We start from the raw sequence: 19,823 nt of genomic DNA, 5'->3' as shown, positions 1-19,823 counted from the left end.
CTATTCCTTTTAGCTATACCTTGCAGTATAATAAGGTACAATTACACATTCTGTTTTATAAAAGAGGGATATGATGGATATTAGGCAAGTAGAATATTTTGCAGAAGTTGCGAAGCAAAGAAACTTTACCAAAGCCGCTTCCGTTCTTCATATATCTCAGCCTTCCTTAAGTAAAACGATTAAAAACTTGGAAAACGAACTCGGGGCAACTCTATTCTTTCGTGGTTCAAAGCAGCTGGAGCTCACGGATGCTGGTCAAGCTTTTCTAATCAATGCTATGAATGTGCTTGATGCTTTTAATAATTTAACCTCGGAATTAAACGATGTCATCCATCTCAAAAAAGGAGAAATTAAAATCGGAATTCCACCGATTATTGGTGCCGCCTTTTTTTCTAAACTCATTAGTAATTATAAGGAAGCCCACCCCTCCTTTGATATGACACTACATGAGGTGGGGAGTAATAAAATTAAACAAGGTGTTAATGAGGGAGAGCTTGATATTGGATTGATATGTAATATACCAATTAAGAACGAAAGCTTCGAAATCATTAAATTACTTAAAGATCCCCTTATGTTAATTGTACATGCCAATCATCCATTAGCGAAAAGAGAATCAATCGATTTTTTCGATATAAGGCAGGAATCGTTCATCTTATATCGACATGACTTTTCCCTTCATGACCGCATTATGGAAGCATGTCAACTGCACGGTTTCCAACCAACGATCGTCTGTGAAAGCTCACAAAAAGACTTCATGATTGAAATGGTAGAGGCAAAATTAGGAATAGCTTTATTGCCGAGTAAAATCTGTAAACAGATTCATACGAAGGCAATTAAAACAGTTCCATTTACAAATCCAACCGTACATTTAGAGTTAGGCATGATATGGAAAAGAAATAAATACTTATCATTTGCTGTTAGGGAATTTATTGGTTCAGCAGAACAGTATGTTACTTATGAATATTGATAGACAGGCGTTCTTAGGGACAATTCTTCCTAAGATCCAAAGGTAAATATTTAAGGAATGGTTTTCCCATCAATTACACATAACTAATGAGACCAACTGCTCTGAGGTGATGTGTATGAAACTCCTATTGATCCTAGGAAGTATCTTCATTCCTGCATGGATGTATTATATTCAACGGCGTTATAGAAAAACACATATTATGTTTACCTTTGCTGCACTATTTGCAGCACTTGTTTTCGGTAATATCGTTGCTACATCCATTTATCAGGTCATTAAAAACAATACCGTGTTAATGACAGATATTCATGCCATCTTATTAAATCCTTTTTTTCAAATCAGCGGCCTTTATTTAGGAGCTTACTTTCTATATTTACTGTTTATTGGGTTGTTAAAGAACCTTCATCATTATAATCATCCAGACTAGCACTACCAGCTTCTGGTTACGAAAATAGCAAAAATTACTTCAGTTGATACCAGCATAAGTTCGACAATTTGCGCTTTACTGTATAACGATGTCGTTTTCCTTAATTTTTACCTTTTGCATTCTTTCTAAATTCCACATACTTTTGTGTACAGATACCTGCATTAAAAACGGATGCTATCATGGCAACATAAAACATCACATAAGGAAGATGGAACGCATCTTCTTTTATGAAATCAGTAAAATTAGATGTGTTATAAATAAAAGCGATAGCCACAAACATGGATAAAATAAACTGTCCTTTTATCGATTTAACCATTCCCCTTCTCCTCCTCAATTTGATTCTGCTTTTCTAGGATAAGGTAATCCTTTGTTTTATCAACTTTTATTTGATGCTTATTTGCAACATCCAGTAAATAATCGAAAACCTCTTCTTTGCCAAAATCAGCAACTCTCCAATTCCATCCTTTCACTCTTTTTATCTCCGCTGCTTTCGTTTTCCAACGAATCCGGAAAAATTTAATCTGACTGATTTCAACAGGAGATAATTCTTTTCGATATATAGACAAATGGAGAAATGACATCTCATAACTTATAGAAGCTTCGTTAATCGTTAATGTAATCTTTATAGAAGTTAGTATCAAAATTAAAATAAAAGAGATAGGAATGCTGATTAACCATCCATAATGATCGGTTATATAATTGTAGCATATAATTGTCAAAACTAAACTGAAAAAATGGAAACGATATGGTCTAAGTTGGTATGCCATTTTTACCTCCTGATTACAATAATAACTATATAAAATACTCTTTTACGTTGTCTTGCTATATAAAATGTTAGATCGAGTCAAACCTATCCTCATGCAGCATTAAAATTTATCGACGTAATCCTATTTATAATAAGGCGGATCTTCTCCTTCAAAGCCTTTAGATTTTTGCCCATTCCGATCTACTTCATAATAACGTGCAAAAGAGCCTGCTTCATCAGCCTTTTTCCATCGTTCTGTAAAAGAGACAATGTACTTCTCATTTCCTAACGGCTCTACGGCGGTTTCACGCTCTACATGATAATCTCGAATGTCACCTTCCCATACGCCAACTTCAGTGGGAAAAACATTGTTTTGGACAGTAAAGTTTTTGGTAACAGTTGCGACAGCGTCTTTCTCCGTAAAAGGCGCGAATGTTTCTGAAGGTTGTCTTTGAAGCTGTGAATGAGTGGAGAGCAATAGTACAAGTGCAACCGAAACTACATTGAACATCCAAATCTTTTTTCGCTTCCGTGTCCTTGCATGAAGCCATCTATCGATACTGCCATAAAGAATAGCAACGATCATACCAAGTAAACCAAGGATCCAAAGTTGAAATAATAATCCATTTGCTAACCCAAATAGGCCATGGAGAAGTATGTATAGCCATGTAAATTTGATAAATCCTCTTTTTTTCAGGTACTCAAGTCCTACCGATACTAGATTTCCATAAATAAAAACAATTGCTCCAATATATATGCCATATAAGATAAACATCCCAAAAAAACCTTCTAAGAAATGGGCGTCTTCACTAGAATTCAAAATAAAGGTACTAGCAAACAAACTAGAAATAAATACGGATGTAACGAAAGAAGTAGTTAATTTTCTTTCTGCGATCGTTTTTACTTCCACAAAATCCCCCTAACTCATTCGTCTTTTTTCTCTGTACTACTTTGATTTTTAATAACAGTACCATGTCATGGGAGTGAATTAGTTGTTGAATCGAACTTGTATCGATTGTTCGAATACTATCTTCGTTTGATTTAATAGAAGCAGCTAATGTTTTGACTTCTCCAAGTTGTAGAGATAATTTTTCTCTTTGATCAATAATATAATCAGCCCAATTTATTGAGTATTGATCCGTTGCTAAGTCTACATTCGTCGGTGTTTGATAACTATAGGGAGAATATAAAAAGATTGATACGCCTTGTTGATTATTGATGATACCAAAACCCAATTCTCCTTCATTCTTTTCATTGGGGCTATTTGCATAGGTTAATTGCTTGATCGGAAGTGCTGCCTTCTCGCCATTAACATATTTCTCTACTCAAAGGGAAACCTCTCGCTGATCTGCTTGCGGAAGTGTAAAATCAAAGTGAAATAGGTGTCCTAAGTTCAGGTCTTCAAATGTAGTTTCATAGTTTAAACCTTCTGCAGCTGCGATGGTAGGTAAATCTTCTTGGTTATCCGCACCCAATAATGACATAATACAATGAAAGATATAGATAACTACACGCTTCCATTTCCTCCCCCTTTTGATTTTAGGCAGGTTAAGGTGTATTCCAAAAGAAAGTGGTTACAAGAAAAGGAAAAATAAAAATCATAAACACCATAATTCCGTTCCCGATCACACCAATCCATTTATGTCTTCCCTTATCGGATATAAATGCCAAGATAAATCCTACGAACGTAATTATTCCTCCAGCAACATAAAAACGATCATTTCCTAACAAAAAAACGAAATACGTTATTAAGCCAACAAAAAATAATCCAGTTGAAATAAGACCGAACGTTCTTCTCTCCACCTTTCTTCCCCTCCTTCAAACGAATCAAATTACTTCTCTTCATATAAACGTGAATAACATGTAAATCTTTTCTCCTAATAGTTAACTATTATCAAGTATTCCTGTCAATATTTACTATAAAAAAATAGCAAATAGAGGAGAGAACAAACCCTGGTAGAAGTCAGGCAGACCATCTGATAATTGGCCCTCCCTCATCAGAGCACATTCCTACGGGGTCTTCAGACGCTTGCTTTTCCCGCTGGAGTCAGTCACCTTTCGTTTCAGTCAGATGACTTATTGCATGTCTTAATAAACCCAAACAAAAACGGGTTCGACCATCAAAACCGATGATTGAACCCACTTTAGCTAATTTGGCTGATTTTTTCCCAGCTTCTAAGATCACTTACCGAAAGAGATCTAAGAATCGTTCCCAAATACCTTTTTCTTCTTCTTCTGTTTTTTCGGATGATTCTGGTTCGGGAATTTCAATACTTTCTGTTTGCAAAACAAACTGTACAACTTCCACATGTTTATTTTGATCGGACACAAAGGAACTAGGTTTGTAGTCAGAGTTATCGTATTCCTCCATCATTTCATCGGTTTGCTGTTGGACTTGACCCGGTAAGTTGCTAGTTGCTTCTTGCAATTCTTCTGTACCTGAATATAATTCATTCACTCCGTCACTGGTAGAAGCAGTTCCTTTAGCCAACTCTTGTATCCCAGCATCCAATTCTTGATACGATGAAGCTAACTCATCGACACCATCCGTGTAACTTACTAAACCATTATGGAACGATTGATAGTTCGAAGAGAAGGAAGAAAGTCCTTCCTGTATTTGTGAAATCACATCCACTTCTTCCATTGTTCCCATTGTCTTCTCTATTTCAGTAGCCATTTCATTTAGATTAGATGCCATCTCTCGAGTTACACTGGAAGATTGATCCAATGCCCCTGTCACACTGTCAAATGCTCCTTTGACAGCATTATACGTTTCTTTAGCTGTAGTTGCCGCTTGGTACGTTTCAATCAATTGGTCAATAACCTGTTGGTCTGCATTACTTTCCTTCAATTCATTGAATTGTGCTTCACTTATTTGATGAGACGGAATACCATTTATTGCTTCATTCAATTGTTGGTTAGCGTTGTTGTATTCCTGCTTCATACCATCAATTGCCTGCGCGGAATCTTCTAAACCACTTGCCACTTCACGCAGGCGATTTGGAAATTCCTTTAACTTATTCAAATCTACATTTCCAGTGCTCTCCTGAACGGTTTGATTAATCGTTGTTAATGCATCTCGTATGGATGCAGAACCATTAATTAATTCACTAGAAGATTGATTTAATTCATTCATTCCATTTCGATAATCAGTCGAACCATCACTTAACTCTTGCGCACCTTGGTTCAGTTCACTAACTCCATCGTTTAATTCTCCAACACCAGAATGAACGTCACTAATTGCATTTGAAAGTTCCTGCATTTCCCCAGTTACTCCACTGGTATCAGGACTTTCAATCGACATTGAATAAGGTGCTGCACTTATTTCAATCGGATCCATTTCAAAGTTAGAAACGTCTGCCGAGATAATATATTCTTCTTCCTGTTCAGGCATAACCGAGAAGTTTATTAGTTTATTTTGACCTGCGTTTGCTTTTGTCCCTTCAGGTGCCTGAATATTATCAAACTTCGTTGGATCCAATGTAACGGCAATCTGTAACAAGAAATTCTCAAAGAATTCTGGATCAACCTCATCATTCGCGGCTGTAGATATTTGTATTTCTAAAGATCCACTCTTACCAGCTAATTCTTGCGGCTCCATCTCCTTACCATCTAGTAAATACGTAATGGAAACATCCCAGGGTAAGGATTTATTCTTCATATTTCCCTGGTAATAAAACGCTTCTTCTTCAGCTTGGAATTGGACTTTGCCTTCCTTATTTTCCAAGTTTGCTAGATTAGTAAGATTTCGTACAGAAGCATAATTACCATAATCCACAACTTTTCCAGGTTCTGTCATACGGAAAGTATTGACTACATACATATCTTCTATTTTTCCAGCTGCATCCAAATTCCCATATACAACCTCATCTTTCGTGGTATAGTCTCCTGTCTTTTCTTGATTTTCAGAGCTTTTGGCTTCCTTATCTTCATTAGCTAAGGTAATAGAAGGAAAGGACGAAAACACCAACATAGTACTCAATATCAACAGGCCTATTTTTTTGGTTCGCAACTCATCACTTCCCCTTATAAAAATTTGGTTTCCACGTGGTTTTCTTAATTATTCGATCAAGTACAATCAGAAGGGCAGGCAGCACCAACACTACCATAATGAATGCTAATAATGCCCCTCTACCTAAGAGCAATCCAATAGATGAAACTACCTGATTGGAAGATGTCATCCATAAGATAAACCCGACACTTGATAAGATAGATGCAGAGACACCAATGGAAAAGATTTTTTCATCGATTGTTTTCTTAACTGCCTTTAAGGCAGGCATTTCTTTACGATTTTCTTTATACGCTTCGGTTAATAAAATTGCGTAATCAACCGTTGCTGCTAACTGTACCGTACTAATAATTAAATAACCTACATATACCAATGTCGTATTCGTGAAATATGGAATGGATAAATTAATCCAAACGGCAGATTGGATAGTAATTAATAATACGACTGGGAAGGAAATGGAACGGAACGTAACGAGTAGTACGATGGCAATAGTAATCACCGTTAACAGATTAACAACCGTGTTATCTTTCTCCACTACATTCTTCATATCATATAAGGTGACACTTTCCCCTAATAAATGATAGTTATCACCATAGTAATCAGCCGTTAGTGACCTTAGTTGATCAATGAACGCAAACGTTGCTTCTCCTTCTTTATCTACAGTTGAATTTACGATAATTCGACTATAATTCTCTGAGAAAAATTGTTCTGTTGCCGATTCTTCCAGGTATTCAGGTGGTATAGCAGGACTAACTGCATCAACGTAAGAAACGGTACTTTTCACTTGAGATATCCCTTTTAATTCTTGAACTAAGTTCTCTTCTTTCGCGATATCTCCTTTTGGAACTAATAATACCATTGGCGTATGCTTTTCAAATACGTCTTCAATGGCTGTTGCATCACTACCCGCTCTTGTGTCATCTGGTTGATCGCCAATCCCATACATAAAGTTAGTCTGACTTTGACCCAAGAATGCAGGTACAATCAAGATGAACAGAATAATTAGCGCTGGTATCCGGAATTTCAACAATGTTTTGCCGACATTGCGTATACTTGGTAATAATTGTTTATGTTGTGTCTTATCAATCCAATGATAGAACATTAATGTTAACGCTGGAAGAAATACCATAACACTTATAAAGCTAAGTACGATCCCTTTAACCAGATTAAGTCCTAAATCTGCACCAATTTCGAAATCCATAAATGTCAATGCGATAAAACCGAAGAAAGTCGTTGACGCACTAGCAGCAATTGCTGGAAATGATCGCTTCATCGCCATTTTCATCGCTTCTTCTGGCGTCTCTGTTTGCTTACGATAATCCGAAAAGCTATGCAATAAGAAGATGGCATAATCAAGCGAGACCGCAAGTTGCAATATCGGAGCAACGGATTGCGTTATAAATGATATTTCTCCGATAAAAATATTCGTGCCCAAGTTGATAAGTACAGAAACACCAATTGCCGTAAGGAAAAATACCGGTTCGGCCCAAGATCGAGTAGATAAAATCAAAATTAGAATAATAATTGGTATCAGCAGGGCAGCAGCATACATTGTTTCTGTCCCTGTCATTTTTTGAGATGTTGCTGTATCAAGTGCTTCTCCAGACATCGCATTGTCTTCACCAATTAATTGATAAATCGCCTCTGTCGTTTCAACTTCTTTTCCTTCTTCAATGTGGAAGGAGAATAATGCATTCCCATCTTTATAATAAGATTCCACGGTATCCGTATCGGCCATTTCGATTGGTGTTTTCATATCAATTGCATCATCAAGCCAGGTCACTTCTGAAACGCCGTCGGTAGCTTCTAATTCTTTTTTAAAGGCTAATGCCTCTTGAATGCTAATATCTCTCATCATCACGCGCGTATTAGCAATGGCACCATCAAATTCCTCATTCATTGTATCCATCGCCGTTGTCGATGGTGAATCTTCTGGAAGATAATCTACCATATTATAATTAATAGATACGGCAAATTGAGCAAAAACACTAATAATTGCCAGTGTGATAAATGTAATTACGACTGACTTTTTATGTTTTAAAATCTTTGTTGTCCAACCAATCGGAGCTCATCCTCTCTTGCACCCTTAATTGAAATCATTTATTATTATAATATACACAGTGTTGGATTAACAACAAACAGTTTGTTAAGTCACGTACAAAATCCAACATATTTAACAATCGTGTCGGATAATACTAGGAAGAAAGTGTGAATTTTTTATGAACGAAAAATTAGATCGACGAAAAAGATATACGCGAATGGTATTAAAGGATAGTTTAATGACATTATTAAAATCAAAAGCCCTATCTGGAATTACTGTCAAAGAACTCTGTGAACATGCTGACATTAATCGATCCACTTTTTATACGCATTACAAAGATCAATTTGATTTACTTAGACAAATAGAAGAAGAAATTATCGCGGACATGAATACGTATTTAAATCAGCATAACTTTGAAGAAAAAGAACAGGCTTTACAAACAACAGAGAGGTTATTAGAATATATCGTTTCAAAGTACGATATATTTTACACACTTTTAAATGAAAATGAGGATACATCTTTTGAGCGAAGAGTAATGGAGGTAGCTAGCAACTTCCTAATTAATAACTGGATGAATGATGATGAAATAGATCAAGCTAACTCTGAATACCTCAGTACATTTATTATAAGTGGCAGCATTCATGTTATTAAACTTTGGCTTGCTCGTAATATGGATAAAACTCCACATCAAATTGCTCAAATTATTAACCGTATTGCTTTAAATGGAATTAATAACTGTTACGTAGATTAATTTACTCTACTTACCTAGCTCTTCATCTTTTAATAGAATTAGACTTATATAAACCAATCGAAAAAATTAGTAATAAACAAGAAAAAAATGAAAAAATTGATGAATAGCAACTGACTAATGGTAAAAAGATAGGAATTTTCGTCCGAATCATATCTCCATTCCATTATCGACCGGGTTATTTCAACGGTATTAATAAAAATAATCATTAAAAAACTTGGCTCAAGATACCATTGACTATCTGGCAAACTTAGATTAATGATAGGAAGAAACAAAAAGATGAAAATAAATGAAATCCTTATGATCCAATCTATTCGTTCATGCTTCTCATTAACATGACTATAAGAAAAGAATTTCTTCCTCTTTACTTTAAGCCATTTACGAATTCCATAATTGAAAAGAAATAAACTTAAAAGGAAAATAACGATAATTAAAATTAGTTTTCCCAAAAATATAGCCCCTAAGCCATCGTTCATCATAACAACCAAATTCCTCCCAAATAAAAGAAGCTTTTCTTTTAGCATCTTTTATAAAATGAACAATAATGTGTTACCCTAATCATAAAGTAAGTGATGCTTTCCGTACATAAACATTTCTCATTACTTATACGAAAGAAAAGCGTTGGATAGATGGTTCTGTCAAAAACGAAGAAGATGCCATTACATCTATGGGTAATTGCACTATTTTTTATCTTTCTTTACATGATTGGAATATATGATTACATCATGTCGCTTAGTTTAAACACAACCTATTTTGATTCACAGGATGATGGAAATGATCAATATCATTACTTTTCTAATTATCTACTTATATGCTGGACACTAAATCTTATCAGTGGAATGATTGCTCCCATTTTCCTCTTATTACGTATGAAACGATCGATTATATTAGCCCTCCTATCTACCGTAGCACTTTTCTTATTGAATGCCATTACCTTCATTTTTATGAACCGTTTAACGATTTTTGGTTTTACACAATCTCTCTTTGATCTATCTATTTTACTGTTAACTTTCGGATTATATTGGTATTGTAGGTATATGCTATTTCGCGGGTATTTACACTAATCTTGTCAGAATAAAGGAGGCCTTGCTAATGATCAATTCAAGGAAGACACTTAGAACATGTGAGCAAGAACACAAACCTAAAAACGGATTCCTTTCCCTATTATCCGCACCAGCCAGACGTGCGTTGGAAAACAATAATATTACTTCTTTGCAACAGTTATCTCAGTATAGTGAAGCTGAAATCTTACAGTTTCATGGAATAGGACCATCCTCCATACCTAAATTGAAACAATCATTAGAAGAGAATGGATTATCCTTTAAAAAGGTAGAAAGTAAGTAAGATTTTTCTTAAATTATAAACGAATATACAAATCCTTTATTTAAAATAGGACAAAATGCAAACGATATATAAATAAGGTCAAAACTACTATCAGTAAAGAGAATGGGAAATCTCCCATTCTCTACAATACAAAACAATTTTCCTCCGTATGAGATCGTTCTGCCACCTTTCCTGCGCTGCCATGATTTCACCATAAAGTACGTCCCTTACAGCGCTCCCACTATTTCTTTACCGATCTCAATTGAGGCTGTTGCAGCCGGCGAAGGTGCATTACAGACATGCACAGCCTTTTCTTGACGAATAATAACAAAGTCATCAAGCAATTTGCCTTCACTGTCTAGTGCCTGTGCACGGACTCCAGATGTAGCTGATGTAATATCATCTTCGTTAATTTCAGGAATAAACCGCTGAACTTCTTTGATAAACGCTCTCTTACTGTACGAACGGTACATTTCTTTTAATCCTTCTTTCATATTGCTTCTAGCTAGTTTTAAAAAGCCTGGATAGGTTGCTCCCTCTATAAAATCACGCCAATTAAAATCCCATTTTCGATAGCCTTCTCGCTTAAAACTATAGACAGCATTTGGCCCGATCAATACCCTTCCATCGGCCATTCTTGTAAAATGAACGCCAAGAAACGGGAAGTCTGGATTTGGGACTGGGTAAATGAGGTTATGGACTAAGTGTCGTTTATCCGGATTCAACTCATAATATTCTCCTCGGAATGGAATTATCTTCATATCTGTTTTAATGCCAGCCAGTTCCGTAACTTTGTCTGAAAATAGCCCAGAACAGTTAATTAAGAAACGACTACGAACCTTCCCCTTATTGGTCACCAAGTTCACATAATCCTCTTGATCATCAATATCCATCACTTCTGTTCCCAGCGCTATATTACCATTTCCTTGTACAATATAATCTGCAAATACTGCCGATACTTCACTGAAATCGACAATGCCAGTACTAGGAACGCGAATCGCAGCAATTGCATTCACATGCGGCTCCACTTCATAGAGCTCTTCCAATGATATTTTCTCAACCTTCAGTTGATTTTGAAGCCCTCGATGATAAAGATCTTCCAACAGTGGCAATTCTGATTCCTTTGTTGCTACAATCACTTTCCCGCATTGTTCAAATGTGATCCCATGCTTTTTGCAAAATGCTGTCATCTGTCTATTTCCTTGCCGTGCAAGTTTGGACTTCAAACTGCCTGGTGGATAATAAATCCCAGAATGAATGACACCACTATTATTACCAGTTTGATGCTGGGACAATGCTTCTTCCTTCTCCAAAATAATAATGGACGCATCCGGATGTTTTTTACAGAGTTCCATTCCTACAGAAAGACCAATTATTCCGCCACCAATTATTGCATAGTCATAAACCATGTTGTCCACTCCCTTTAAAACATGTTGATTAGTTCAACGATACTAAGATATCCAAACATTAAAACACAGCATATCAATACAATGTTTGCGAGCCATCCATTCTTATAGGCGCTTTCTACTCGATTAGAATTTAATAACCACAAAAGCGTAATTGCCAAAAATGGCATGAATAATGCGCCAAGGGCACCGTATAAAATAACAAGAAATACTGGCTTGTCAAAGAACAGCAGCAGCATTGGAGGAAAAGTCAACCAAAGTAGATAAGCTCGGTATGCTGGATCTTTTTCAGATATTGGTTTTACTGTTTTTTCCGCTTTTCCGCGCAGCATCCTTACAAAATCTGCGAACAAATAAGGTACACCATTCCAAACACCCAGTAAGGAAGAAAATGCCGCACTCCAAGCACCAATTAAGAACATCCAACGCGCCACTTCACCAAACTCATTACTGAACATGGAAGAAAGTGTGACAAGACCCTCTTCCCCGTTAATTTCAATTCCACTTCCATATAAAAACTCTGCCCCTATTACGAGCAATGACACGGTAAAAATCCCTGTGATCACGTAACCAATCGCTGAATCAAGTTTCATCATTGGAATCCACTTACTACCTTGCCATTTGTTTTCTCGAATCCAGTAACCATATGAAGCCATTGTAATAGTACCACCAACACCTCCAAGGAGACCCATAACCAGTAATAATGATCCGTCTCCAGTGCGAGGTACAAACCCACTTAGAATATCGCCAATATTGGGTAAAAGAATAACTGCTGAACCAACAACAGTGATGAACATAATACCTATCATGACTGTCATAATACGTTCGAACAGCTTATATTTTCCTGTTAATACAAGGGCCATACCTGCAAGTCCATGTATGATCGCCCAAGCCCATAACGGCATAATCGGAAACATCGTTACCATCATTATTGCACTCGTAGACATAGCAGCTGCTCCATAGCTTAAACCCCACAGTATAGCATAGACGCCGAAATAACCGGTGGCCCATTTCCCCAGCGAGTGGAATCCCTCAAGAATTGTTCTACCTGTTGCTAAATGCCATCGCCCCATTCCTTCTGTGAAAAAATACTTAAAAATAGCTCCAACTACAATTGCCCATATCAACGTCATGCCAAACCCTGCACCTGCAACTAACGCAGCAATCAAGTCGCCAGTTCCAACACCGGTTGCCGCTGTAACAAAACCAGGCCCTACCATCTTCAGCTTGCCTTTCCATGTTGTCGGCGGTGCTAATGATTCATCCGTATAATCTACCGCTCTTTCTTCCACTGTTTCAGCACGCATTTATTTTCCCCCTTTGCTATAAATAACGTTTTCGAACGCCTTCTAGATGAACAGCCATTGCTTCCCTCGCTATGTTAGCGCTTCCATTTTTGATCGCATCATATATTGCTTTATGTTCCTTAAGCACCATACTGGATCTTGCTGGTACATGTAATGTGCTTTCCCTGCTTTCCTTCAATCCTTCTCGAACTTCACTAGATAACATATACATGACTCTCTCAACAATTGAATTGCCCGCGGCTCTTGCTATTGCCATATGGAAGGCTAAATCTTCTTCCGCTCCATTCTCATTCTGTTCTGCGGCCATTTCTAAATTACGATATGCGCTTGCAATATTGCTGATTTCTTCCCTGTTCCCACGAATTGCCGCATAATACGCAGTATCTCGCTCTAAAGCTAGTCTAAACTCCATTAACTCTACAATATCAACAGAAACCCCATGAATAATCGCATTGATTTTTGCAATCACATCGTTATGGTTGTTATTACGCAGGTAAACTCCACTGCCTTGTTTAATCTCCACTACACCTACAGATTCCAATACGCTAAAGGCTTCCTTAACAGAACTTCTCGACACCGAAAGACTTTCTGCTAGATTACGTTCGGATGGTAATTGTTCTCCTAAAGCAATCTCTCCCTCCTCTATCTTTTTTCTTAGCTGGCGAACAATCTCCCGATAGACCCGCTGCTTCTTTACCGGCGAAAAATCCATATCACCATTCCTCTTTTCACATACTGGTAAATTGGGTGGTCCAGTTTGATACAGTATAGAATAAAATAATTATTTAAGCAAGAATATTTTGTTAATTGTAATGAAAAAGAACAACGTTTTAATTATATTCAAAGCCTCCCATGTTTTTTTGATGATTAGGCAAGCTTCAATATTTTTTATAGTTGGAACACTAATATTAAGAAATGATGTAGATAATATGAATAATTAACATTAATCAAAAATTAGATTATGAATAACTATCAAATTTTTAGGTAGATTTTGTTAGATATTGTTACCTAGAAAAAGAATGAAATATAGCTTCCATTGCAAGAACATCTTAAGCACACAACTAGATTTCGACTAGGAGGGCACATGGAACCAGCACCTTGCTCATGCTTATATATTCCTAATTTCTTTTACAGAATCTTTTATTTCCATTTAAATACAGTTTATATTCCTTTTTTATACTGAAGGTGATTTCAAATATTTTATATTTTTCATGCAAATCATGTAAGAAAGGAGAAATTGAAATGAGTAAAGAACGAAATTTGGAGAAAATGCTCAAATCGGAGTCCGAACGTCTGCTCAATCATTCGATGGATCGGAGGAATTTTTTATCCCAGACTACAAAGGTAGCTGGTATTGCTCTAGGAATGACTTTAGCAAGTCAATTTAATGGATTAAAAGTAGAGGCTTCTCCACAATTTACTGGCTATCCATTTAAATTAGGTGTTGCTTCCGGAGATCCGCTATCTGATAGTGTTGTACTGTGGACAAGACTGGCTCCTGAGCCTTTAAACAATGGAGGAATGCCAAGCTATAATGTCCCTGTGGAATGGGAAATTTCGGAAGACAAGCATTTTAAACATATCATTAATCATGGTACAGAACTTGCTCGTCCCGAACTGGCTCACTCCGTACATGTGGAAGTTTTTGACCTTGAGCCGAACCGTGATTATTATTACCGTTTCAAAGCAGGGTATGAAGTAAGCCCAATTGGAAAAACAAAAACATTGCCTGCACCTGGTGAAAACCTAGGAAAATTAAGCTTTGCTTTTGCCTCTTGCCAACAATTCGAACATGGATTCTATACTGCTTATAAGCATATGGCCGAAGAAAAGCTAGATTTCGTCATACATCTTGGAGACTATATTTATGAATATGGGCCAAACGAATATGTTGCAACTACAGGGAACGTTCGCACACATAGCAGCCCGGAAATTATGTCATTAGACGATTATCGAAACAGACATGCGCAATATAAAACAGACAAATACCTTCAGTCAGCTCATGCAGCATTTCCATGGATCGTTACCTGGGATGACCATGAAGTAGAAAATAATTATGCCGATGATATTCCGGAAAGAGATCAATCTGTTGAAGAATTCATCCGAAGACGAATCCACGCCTATCAAGCTTACTACGAACACATGCCTTTACGAGAGTCCAGCCTTCCGCAAGGAGCAGATATGAATTTATATCGCCGTTTTACTTATGGGGATTTAATTGAATTTAATGTTCTAGATACCCGTCAATACCGCGATAATCAAGCAAACGGAGATGGCATCAAACCTCCAAACGAGGAATCTACTGACCCGAATCGTACCTTACTTGGAAATGAACAGGAGAACTGGTTGTTAGAAGGTCTTGGACGCTCGAATGCCCGTTGGAATGTGTTAGCTCAACAAATCTTCTTTAATCAACTTAATAATGATATTGATGGTGAAGTTCTTTACAATATGGATGCTTGGGATGGTTATTCTGCCAATCGTGATCGTATACTCGAATACGTACAAGAAAATGATGTCAAGAACTTAGTTGTTTTGACAGGAGATGTCCATGCAAACTGGGCTGGAGATATTAAGACCGACTTTGACGACCCGGATTCAGCAACGCTTGGGTCAGAATTTGTCGGAACTTCAATCACTTCAGGTGGGGATGGAAGTGAAAAGCGTCAGGATACCGATGCGATTTTAGAAGAAAATCCACATATCAAATTTTTCAATGACTTCCGAGGATATGTGCGGTGTCAGGTAACACCTGAGAAATGGACGGCAGATTACCGTGTCGTATCCTATGTAAGCCAACCTGGCGCACCAATCCATACAAGGGCATCGTTTGAGATAAAACACGACCAGCCTGGTTTAGTTTCCAAACAGGACAAGCCATTGTCTACACATAAGAAGCAATCGAGTGAGGTGGAAGAAGACCGCATTAAAGCGCAAGATAAAGCACATGACAAACAAGTACAGAAACAAGGCAATGGAACGGGAAATTGATTTGTGAAAAGGTCCCTTAGATGAGGACCTTTTTGCTAACGTATCAGTAGGAGTGGATAGGGGTCTTTAGACATACAACTTGTATAAATGGATGAAGGAAGGTGTATCAATGTTATCCTCAATCGGTATACCAGGGTTAATCTTGATCTTAATCATTGCTTTGGTAATTTTTGGACCAAAAAAGCTACCAGAAATCGGAAAAGCAACTGGGCAAACGTTGAAAGAATTTAAGAAAGCTACGAATGATTTAACAAGAGACACAGATAATGAAGAAAAAACCAGTGTTAATAAAAAATGTTGAATAATTATTGGACAGGTGAAGATGTGGGAACCCCTGCATCTTCCTGTATGTTATAAGAAAGGAGTTACCAATTTGGAGAATGAAATCGAAATGGATATCGTTGGTCATCTGTCGGAATTAAGAAATCGAATCTTTGTAACCGTTGGCTGGTTTGTTTTATTTTTTTTAACAGGTTTTCTTTTTGTGGATTATATTTACACATTTTTTATCAATGATATTGATATCGATTTAATGGTAATCAGCCCTTCGGAAATCATCTGGATTTACTTCCGCATGGCCGGATTAGTGGGACTGACGGGCATCATTCCTGTCATCGCATATGAGATTTGGGCGTTTGTGAAGCCAGGGTTAACTGCAAAAGAAAGAAAGGTTTCTTTATCATACATCCCTTTCTTATTTTTATTATTTATTGGTGGTCTTGTATTTGGTTATGCAGTTTTTGTAAAGCTGATATTCCCTTTTATTCTTTCCTTATCTGAAGGTATGTTTGAAGTTATGTTAACCGTGGACCGCTACTTTAAATTTTTATTTGGAATGACGATACCATTTGCCTTTTTATTTGAACTTCCAATCATTGTCATGTTCCTAACAACACTTGGAATTCTAACTCCAGATTTTATGAAGAAAATCAGGAAGTATGCCTATTTTGTATTAATTATTATATGTACCATGTTAACTCCACCGGATCTTGTCATGCCATTAATTGTAGCATTACCTCTCATCCTGCTATACGAGATTAGTATTCAATTATCGAAATGGGTATTAACCAGGCAACGTGTATCCGAATCTTAACACATGAGGAACGATGTGACTGGTAGCATTCATTCAGAAAAAACTGTACATAAGCCGCGATTTCGAATGAAAATTGCGGCTATTTAACATCCGTTCAATAGGAATAAATAGAATGACAGCATATAGCATACTGACAACATGTAATTCCAAAACGAACCTCACTACATACCTCCGTTTTACTTCTTCATTCTTCTACTCTATTACTTATTATGAATGGGTTGAATGGTTGATAAGGGTGAAGAAGTCATTTACTTTATCCTAAGATTTATTGTAAACTGAATTCAACCACTTATTGAAACGATTTTATTATCAAGCTACATTTATATATACTTAAACTATTACGGAATAAAAACAATAAGGAGGAAACGATCGTGACGAATAAACAGGAATTATCAAAGGAACAGCGTGAAGCGTTATTACATGCATTGAGAGATCGTTTTGAAAAAAACATGCACCGCCATAAAGGACTGGAATGGGATAACGTTCAAGCAAAGTTGGCTAATAACACTGAAAAACTATGGTCACTCAACGAAATGGAACGAACTGGCGGCGAACCAGATGTCGTTATTTATGATAAAAAGAAGAACGAATTTATTTTTTATGATTGTTCAAAAGAAAGCCCAAAAGGTCGTAGAAGTGTTTGTTATGACCGAGAAGCGCTGGAGTCAAGGAAAAAACACAAACCGGAAAATAATGCTTTTGATATGGCAACTGACATGGGCATTGAAATTTTAACGGAAGAACAATATCGAGCATTGCAGCAACTTGAAGATTTCGATTTAAAAACATCAAGTTGGGTACAAACCCCCTCTGATATCAGAGAACTCGGCGGTGCCCTTTTTTGCGATTACCGCTTCGGGCATGTCTTCGTCTATCACAACGGCGCATCCTCTTACTATGGTGCCAGAGGATTCCGTGGCTCGTTAAGCGTGTGAATGATTCCATGATCGAACGCTTTTCTTGGACCAGAAAAGCGTTCGATAGTTCATTTCGACCTCGGAAATCTTGTTGAATCATTTGCCTCTAATCTATCACTAGTTAAATTAGTAATATTAAGCTGATGCGTTTAAAACTTGTCTTTTTCAAATGTACCAATGAAAAATATATACCTATCGTTTTTCTATTCAATATAAGTAATAGAATAATATTCCTTAAATCCAAACATCATTTTCGGCAGTTAATCCAGATTCAACCTCACCAGTGTTGACTACACCTTTAGGTTCAACTATCATGGCATGACATTCCGTTTCGGAAAAAGTCTTATGCTCTATCCCTTTTGGTACCACAAACATCTCTCCTTGAGAGAGTTTAACTTTCCCATCTCGAAATAGGATCGACATTTCACCTTGTAACACAATAAATACTTCATCCGTATGCTTGTGATCATGCCACACAAAATCACCTTGTATTTTGACTAACTTAAATTGATAGTCATTTATTTCACTAATAATTTTGGGAGACCAGTGATCACTGAATTTTGATAATTTTTCCCTTAGATTAATGGCTTGGTATATGATATTTATCCCTCCATCTTTTAACTTCCTGTCAATACTAATTTTTATTACCTACTAATAACTAATTTCTATTCTTTACATTTATAATACAGTCATGTTAATAATCATTTTAATTTGCAATGAACCCCCCCCTACTCTATCATGTCCAGTTAAAAACATGCCGTTATTCCGCTTTTTTTCGCCTTTTCTGAGTTAACAAAGAAATTTTCCGAGAATGTTGCGTAATGGAAACACACGAGAAAACCGAGACAAGACAAGGGATGGGCATGAAAAAGACCCTGAAATCGGAAATGTTTATTTTCACGAAATCGAGGTCTTAATCGGAAATGTTTATTTTGGTTCGGTGATTTATATTTTAATTAGACAAATTCCTTTCCAACCACGCTACGCACTCGACGTGATTTGTCTGTGAGAACATATCAACAGGTTGGACTTCTTTCGTTTCATAGCCACCTTCATCTAATATTTTCAAATCACGTGCTAGGGTTGACGGGTTACAGGAAACATATACAATTCGCTTTGGTTCCATTTCAATCATGGCGTTTAAGAAATCTACCTCACAGCCTTTTCGAGGTGGATCAACAACAATTACATCTGGACGCAGGCCCTGGGCTTTCCACCATGGCATGACTTTTTCTGCTTCACCCACAACGAATTCTGCATTCGTTATTCCATTTAATTTAGCATTCTTCTTGGCGTCGCTAATGGCCTCTGGAACAACTTCGATACCGTAAACCTTTTTCGCTTGTTGTGCTAAGAATAATGAAATGGTTCCAATTCCACAATAGGCATCAACAACAATATCATTCGCTCCGATGTTTGCATATTCTAATGCTTTGTCATATAGAACCTTTGTTTGAGGTGGATTTACTTGATAAAAGGATTTGGCCGAAATAGCGAAACGTACCTCGCCAATTGTATCGTATATGTACTCGTCTCCCCAAATAACCTTTGTTTTCTTACCCATTATGACATTGGTACGTTCGTTGTTGACATTATGAATAATTGATTTCACATGCGGATACGTTTCCGTTAATTCATTTATTAATTTGTCTTGATACGGTATTTTTTGTGTACGGGTAACAATAACAATCATCGCGTCATTGGTTTCTCTTCCAGTACGAACCATGATATGGCGCAATACCCCTCGATTATGCTGCTCATCATATGCTTCGATATCTAATCGATCTGCAATTCGGCGAACCGCTTCTACAAGTCGATCATTGCTGTCATCTTGTATTACACACGTATCCAT

Annotated in this window: 23 protein-coding genes; 9 read left to right on the top strand and 14 right to left on the bottom strand. The window is 36.9% G+C overall.

What is annotated here, in order from left to right:
• Nucleotides 1-73 precede the first annotated feature (73 nt).
• Nucleotides 74-967: a LysR family transcriptional regulator gene (locus tag BN990_RS20645; RefSeq protein WP_021290705.1), complete on the top strand. Its 894-nt coding sequence runs from the start codon at nucleotides 74-76 to the stop codon at nucleotides 965-967.
• A gap of 115 nt (nucleotides 968-1,082) precedes the next feature.
• On the top strand, nucleotides 1,083-1,391 hold the full coding sequence (locus tag BN990_RS20640) for a hypothetical protein (RefSeq protein WP_021290706.1): 309 nt from the start codon (nucleotides 1,083-1,085) through the stop codon (nucleotides 1,389-1,391).
• Nucleotides 1,392-1,491: 100 nt separating this feature from the next.
• On the opposite strand, the gene BN990_RS20635 is transcribed toward BN990_RS20640, so the two are convergent.
• The 8 genes from BN990_RS20635 to BN990_RS20605 all read right to left on the bottom strand — a co-directional run bounded on the left by BN990_RS20635 (nucleotide 1,492) and on the right by BN990_RS20605 (nucleotide 8,096).
• Nucleotides 1,492-1,707, bottom strand: coding sequence for a hypothetical protein (locus BN990_RS20635; RefSeq protein ID WP_021290707.1), 216 nt, complete (start codon nucleotides 1,705-1,707; stop codon nucleotides 1,492-1,494).
• Nucleotides 1,700-2,158: a hypothetical protein gene (locus BN990_RS20630; RefSeq protein WP_038247349.1), complete on the bottom strand. Its 459-nt coding sequence runs from the start codon at nucleotides 2,156-2,158 to the stop codon at nucleotides 1,700-1,702. The genes BN990_RS20635 and BN990_RS20630 overlap by 8 nt, the downstream gene beginning before the upstream one ends.
• Before the next feature lie 120 nt (nucleotides 2,159-2,278).
• Nucleotides 2,279-3,046, bottom strand: a complete 768-nt coding sequence (locus BN990_RS20625) for a hypothetical protein (RefSeq protein WP_021290709.1) — start codon at nucleotides 3,044-3,046, stop codon at nucleotides 2,279-2,281.
• A complete protein-coding gene (locus BN990_RS20620; RefSeq protein WP_021290710.1) occupies nucleotides 2,979-3,371 on the bottom strand; it encodes a hypothetical protein in 393 nt (130 codons plus the stop codon). The genes BN990_RS20625 and BN990_RS20620 overlap by 68 nt, the downstream gene beginning before the upstream one ends.
• Nucleotides 3,372-3,461: 90 nt before the next feature.
• Nucleotides 3,462-3,620 (bottom strand): hypothetical protein, encoded by a 159-nt coding sequence (locus BN990_RS22785; protein ID WP_021290711.1) that lies wholly within the window; start codon nucleotides 3,618-3,620, stop codon nucleotides 3,462-3,464.
• Nucleotides 3,621-3,684: 64 nt separating this feature from the next.
• Nucleotides 3,685-3,939: a hypothetical protein gene (locus BN990_RS20615; protein ID WP_051739399.1), complete on the bottom strand. Its 255-nt coding sequence runs from the start codon at nucleotides 3,937-3,939 to the stop codon at nucleotides 3,685-3,687.
• Between the two features lie 382 nt (nucleotides 3,940-4,321).
• A complete protein-coding gene (locus BN990_RS20610; RefSeq protein ID WP_038247346.1) occupies nucleotides 4,322-6,148 on the bottom strand; it encodes a methyl-accepting chemotaxis protein in 1,827 nt (608 codons plus the stop codon).
• 4 nt (nucleotides 6,149-6,152) lie between these two features.
• Complete coding sequence (locus BN990_RS20605) at nucleotides 6,153-8,096, bottom strand: efflux RND transporter permease subunit (protein ID WP_021290714.1); 1,944 nt, start codon at nucleotides 8,094-8,096, stop codon at nucleotides 6,153-6,155.
• A 268-nt stretch (nucleotides 8,097-8,364) separates the two neighbouring features.
• Here BN990_RS20605 and BN990_RS20600 point away from each other — a divergent pair, with 268 nt between their 5' ends.
• Entirely contained in the window at nucleotides 8,365-8,937 is a 573-nt protein-coding gene (locus tag BN990_RS20600) for a TetR/AcrR family transcriptional regulator (RefSeq protein ID WP_021290715.1), read from the top strand.
• Between the two features lie 44 nt (nucleotides 8,938-8,981).
• On the opposite strand, the gene BN990_RS20595 is transcribed toward BN990_RS20600, so the two are convergent.
• Nucleotides 8,982-9,410 (bottom strand): DUF4181 domain-containing protein, encoded by a 429-nt coding sequence (locus BN990_RS20595; protein WP_081674739.1) that lies wholly within the window; start codon nucleotides 9,408-9,410, stop codon nucleotides 8,982-8,984.
• A gap of 177 nt (nucleotides 9,411-9,587) precedes the next feature.
• On the opposite strand from BN990_RS20595, the gene BN990_RS22780 reads away from it, so the two are divergent.
• Both BN990_RS22780 and BN990_RS20590 read left to right on the top strand, forming a co-directional pair.
• Nucleotides 9,588-9,998, top strand: coding sequence for a hypothetical protein (locus BN990_RS22780; RefSeq protein WP_074436719.1), 411 nt, complete (start codon nucleotides 9,588-9,590; stop codon nucleotides 9,996-9,998).
• Between the two features lie 28 nt (nucleotides 9,999-10,026).
• Complete coding sequence (locus tag BN990_RS20590; RefSeq protein WP_051739396.1) at nucleotides 10,027-10,278, top strand: DNA-directed RNA polymerase subunit alpha C-terminal domain-containing protein; 252 nt, start codon at nucleotides 10,027-10,029, stop codon at nucleotides 10,276-10,278.
• A 206-nt stretch (nucleotides 10,279-10,484) separates the two neighbouring features.
• On the opposite strand, the gene lhgO is transcribed toward BN990_RS20590, so the two are convergent.
• The 3 genes from lhgO to BN990_RS20575 are packed head-to-tail and all read right to left on the bottom strand — an operon-like array spanning nucleotide 10,485 to nucleotide 13,682.
• The gene (gene lhgO / locus BN990_RS20585) at nucleotides 10,485-11,666 is read right to left on the bottom strand and encodes an L-2-hydroxyglutarate oxidase (RefSeq protein WP_021290718.1); all 1,182 of its coding nucleotides are present in this window, start codon (nucleotides 11,664-11,666) and stop codon (nucleotides 10,485-10,487) included.
• A gap of 14 nt (nucleotides 11,667-11,680) precedes the next feature.
• Complete coding sequence (locus BN990_RS20580) at nucleotides 11,681-12,970, bottom strand: Nramp family divalent metal transporter (protein WP_081856206.1); 1,290 nt, start codon at nucleotides 12,968-12,970, stop codon at nucleotides 11,681-11,683.
• 16 nt (nucleotides 12,971-12,986) lie between these two features.
• Nucleotides 12,987-13,682, bottom strand: a complete 696-nt coding sequence (locus BN990_RS20575) for a FadR/GntR family transcriptional regulator (RefSeq protein WP_021290720.1) — start codon at nucleotides 13,680-13,682, stop codon at nucleotides 12,987-12,989.
• Nucleotides 13,683-14,212: 530 nt separating this feature from the next.
• Here BN990_RS20575 and BN990_RS20570 point away from each other — a divergent pair.
• From BN990_RS20570 to BN990_RS20555, 4 genes are all read left to right on the top strand, one after another.
• The gene (locus BN990_RS20570) at nucleotides 14,213-15,961 is read left to right on the top strand and encodes an alkaline phosphatase D family protein (protein WP_021290721.1); all 1,749 of its coding nucleotides are present in this window, start codon (nucleotides 14,213-14,215) and stop codon (nucleotides 15,959-15,961) included.
• A gap of 109 nt (nucleotides 15,962-16,070) precedes the next feature.
• Nucleotides 16,071-16,262 (top strand): twin-arginine translocase TatA/TatE family subunit, encoded by a 192-nt coding sequence (tatA, locus tag BN990_RS20565; RefSeq protein ID WP_038247343.1) that lies wholly within the window; start codon nucleotides 16,071-16,073, stop codon nucleotides 16,260-16,262.
• A 90-nt stretch (nucleotides 16,263-16,352) separates the two neighbouring features.
• Nucleotides 16,353-17,054, top strand: coding sequence for a twin-arginine translocase subunit TatC (gene tatC / locus BN990_RS20560; RefSeq protein ID WP_369759874.1), 702 nt, complete (start codon nucleotides 16,353-16,355; stop codon nucleotides 17,052-17,054).
• A gap of 368 nt (nucleotides 17,055-17,422) precedes the next feature.
• Nucleotides 17,423-17,989 (top strand): DUF4256 domain-containing protein, encoded by a 567-nt coding sequence (locus BN990_RS20555; RefSeq protein ID WP_031335421.1) that lies wholly within the window; start codon nucleotides 17,423-17,425, stop codon nucleotides 17,987-17,989.
• 216 nt (nucleotides 17,990-18,205) lie between these two features.
• On the opposite strand, the gene BN990_RS20550 is transcribed toward BN990_RS20555, so the two are convergent.
• Entirely contained in the window at nucleotides 18,206-18,571 is a 366-nt protein-coding gene (locus BN990_RS20550) for a cupin domain-containing protein (RefSeq protein WP_031335422.1), read from the bottom strand.
• A 352-nt stretch (nucleotides 18,572-18,923) separates the two neighbouring features.
• On the bottom strand, nucleotides 18,924-19,823 hold a 900-nt coding region (gene rlmD / locus BN990_RS20545), incomplete at its 5' end, for a 23S rRNA (uracil(1939)-C(5))-methyltransferase RlmD (RefSeq protein ID WP_038247338.1).

The organism is Virgibacillus salexigens, assembly GCF_000723585.1.
GTDB classification, from domain to species: Bacteria; Bacillota; Bacilli; order Bacillales; family Amphibacillaceae; genus Virgibacillus; species Virgibacillus salexigens.
Note: the sequence above shows the minus strand (reverse complement) of the source record. Positions and strands in the feature narration are given on the sequence as shown.

Bases quoted from the DNA above. Each gene is read 5' to 3' on its own strand.
- BN990_RS20645 (WP_021290705.1), top strand. From the start codon at position 74: ATGGATATTAGGCAAGTAGAATATTTTGCAGAAGTTGCGAAGCAAAGA.
- BN990_RS20640 (WP_021290706.1), top strand. From the start codon at position 1,083: ATGAAACTCCTATTGATCCTAGGAAGTATCTTCATTCCTGCATGGATG.
- BN990_RS20635 (WP_021290707.1), bottom strand. From the start codon at position 1,707: ATGGTTAAATCGATAAAAGGACAGTTTATTTTATCCATGTTTGTGGCT.
- BN990_RS20630 (WP_038247349.1), bottom strand. From the start codon at position 2,158: ATGGCATACCAACTTAGACCATATCGTTTCCATTTTTTCAGTTTAGTT.
- BN990_RS22785 (WP_021290711.1), bottom strand. From the start codon at position 3,620: ATGTCATTATTGGGTGCGGATAACCAAGAAGATTTACCTACCATCGCA.
- BN990_RS20605 (WP_021290714.1), bottom strand. From the start codon at position 8,096: ATGGTAGATTATCTTCCAGAAGATTCACCATCGACAACGGCGATGGAT.
- BN990_RS20600 (WP_021290715.1), top strand. From the start codon at position 8,365: ATGAACGAAAAATTAGATCGACGAAAAAGATATACGCGAATGGTATTA.
- BN990_RS20595 (WP_081674739.1), bottom strand. From the start codon at position 9,410: ATGAACGATGGCTTAGGGGCTATATTTTTGGGAAAACTAATTTTAATT.
- BN990_RS22780 (WP_074436719.1), top strand. From the start codon at position 9,588: ATGCCATTACATCTATGGGTAATTGCACTATTTTTTATCTTTCTTTAC.
- BN990_RS20590 (WP_051739396.1), top strand. From the start codon at position 10,027: ATGATCAATTCAAGGAAGACACTTAGAACATGTGAGCAAGAACACAAA.
- lhgO (WP_021290718.1), bottom strand. From the start codon at position 11,666: ATGGTTTATGACTATGCAATAATTGGTGGCGGAATAATTGGTCTTTCT.
- BN990_RS20580 (WP_081856206.1), bottom strand. From the start codon at position 12,970: ATGCGTGCTGAAACAGTGGAAGAAAGAGCGGTAGATTATACGGATGAA.
- BN990_RS20575 (WP_021290720.1), bottom strand. From the start codon at position 13,682: ATGGATTTTTCGCCGGTAAAGAAGCAGCGGGTCTATCGGGAGATTGTT.
- BN990_RS20570 (WP_021290721.1), top strand. From the start codon at position 14,213: ATGAGTAAAGAACGAAATTTGGAGAAAATGCTCAAATCGGAGTCCGAA.
- tatA (WP_038247343.1), top strand. From the start codon at position 16,071: ATGTTATCCTCAATCGGTATACCAGGGTTAATCTTGATCTTAATCATT.
- tatC (WP_369759874.1), top strand. From the start codon at position 16,353: ATGGATATCGTTGGTCATCTGTCGGAATTAAGAAATCGAATCTTTGTA.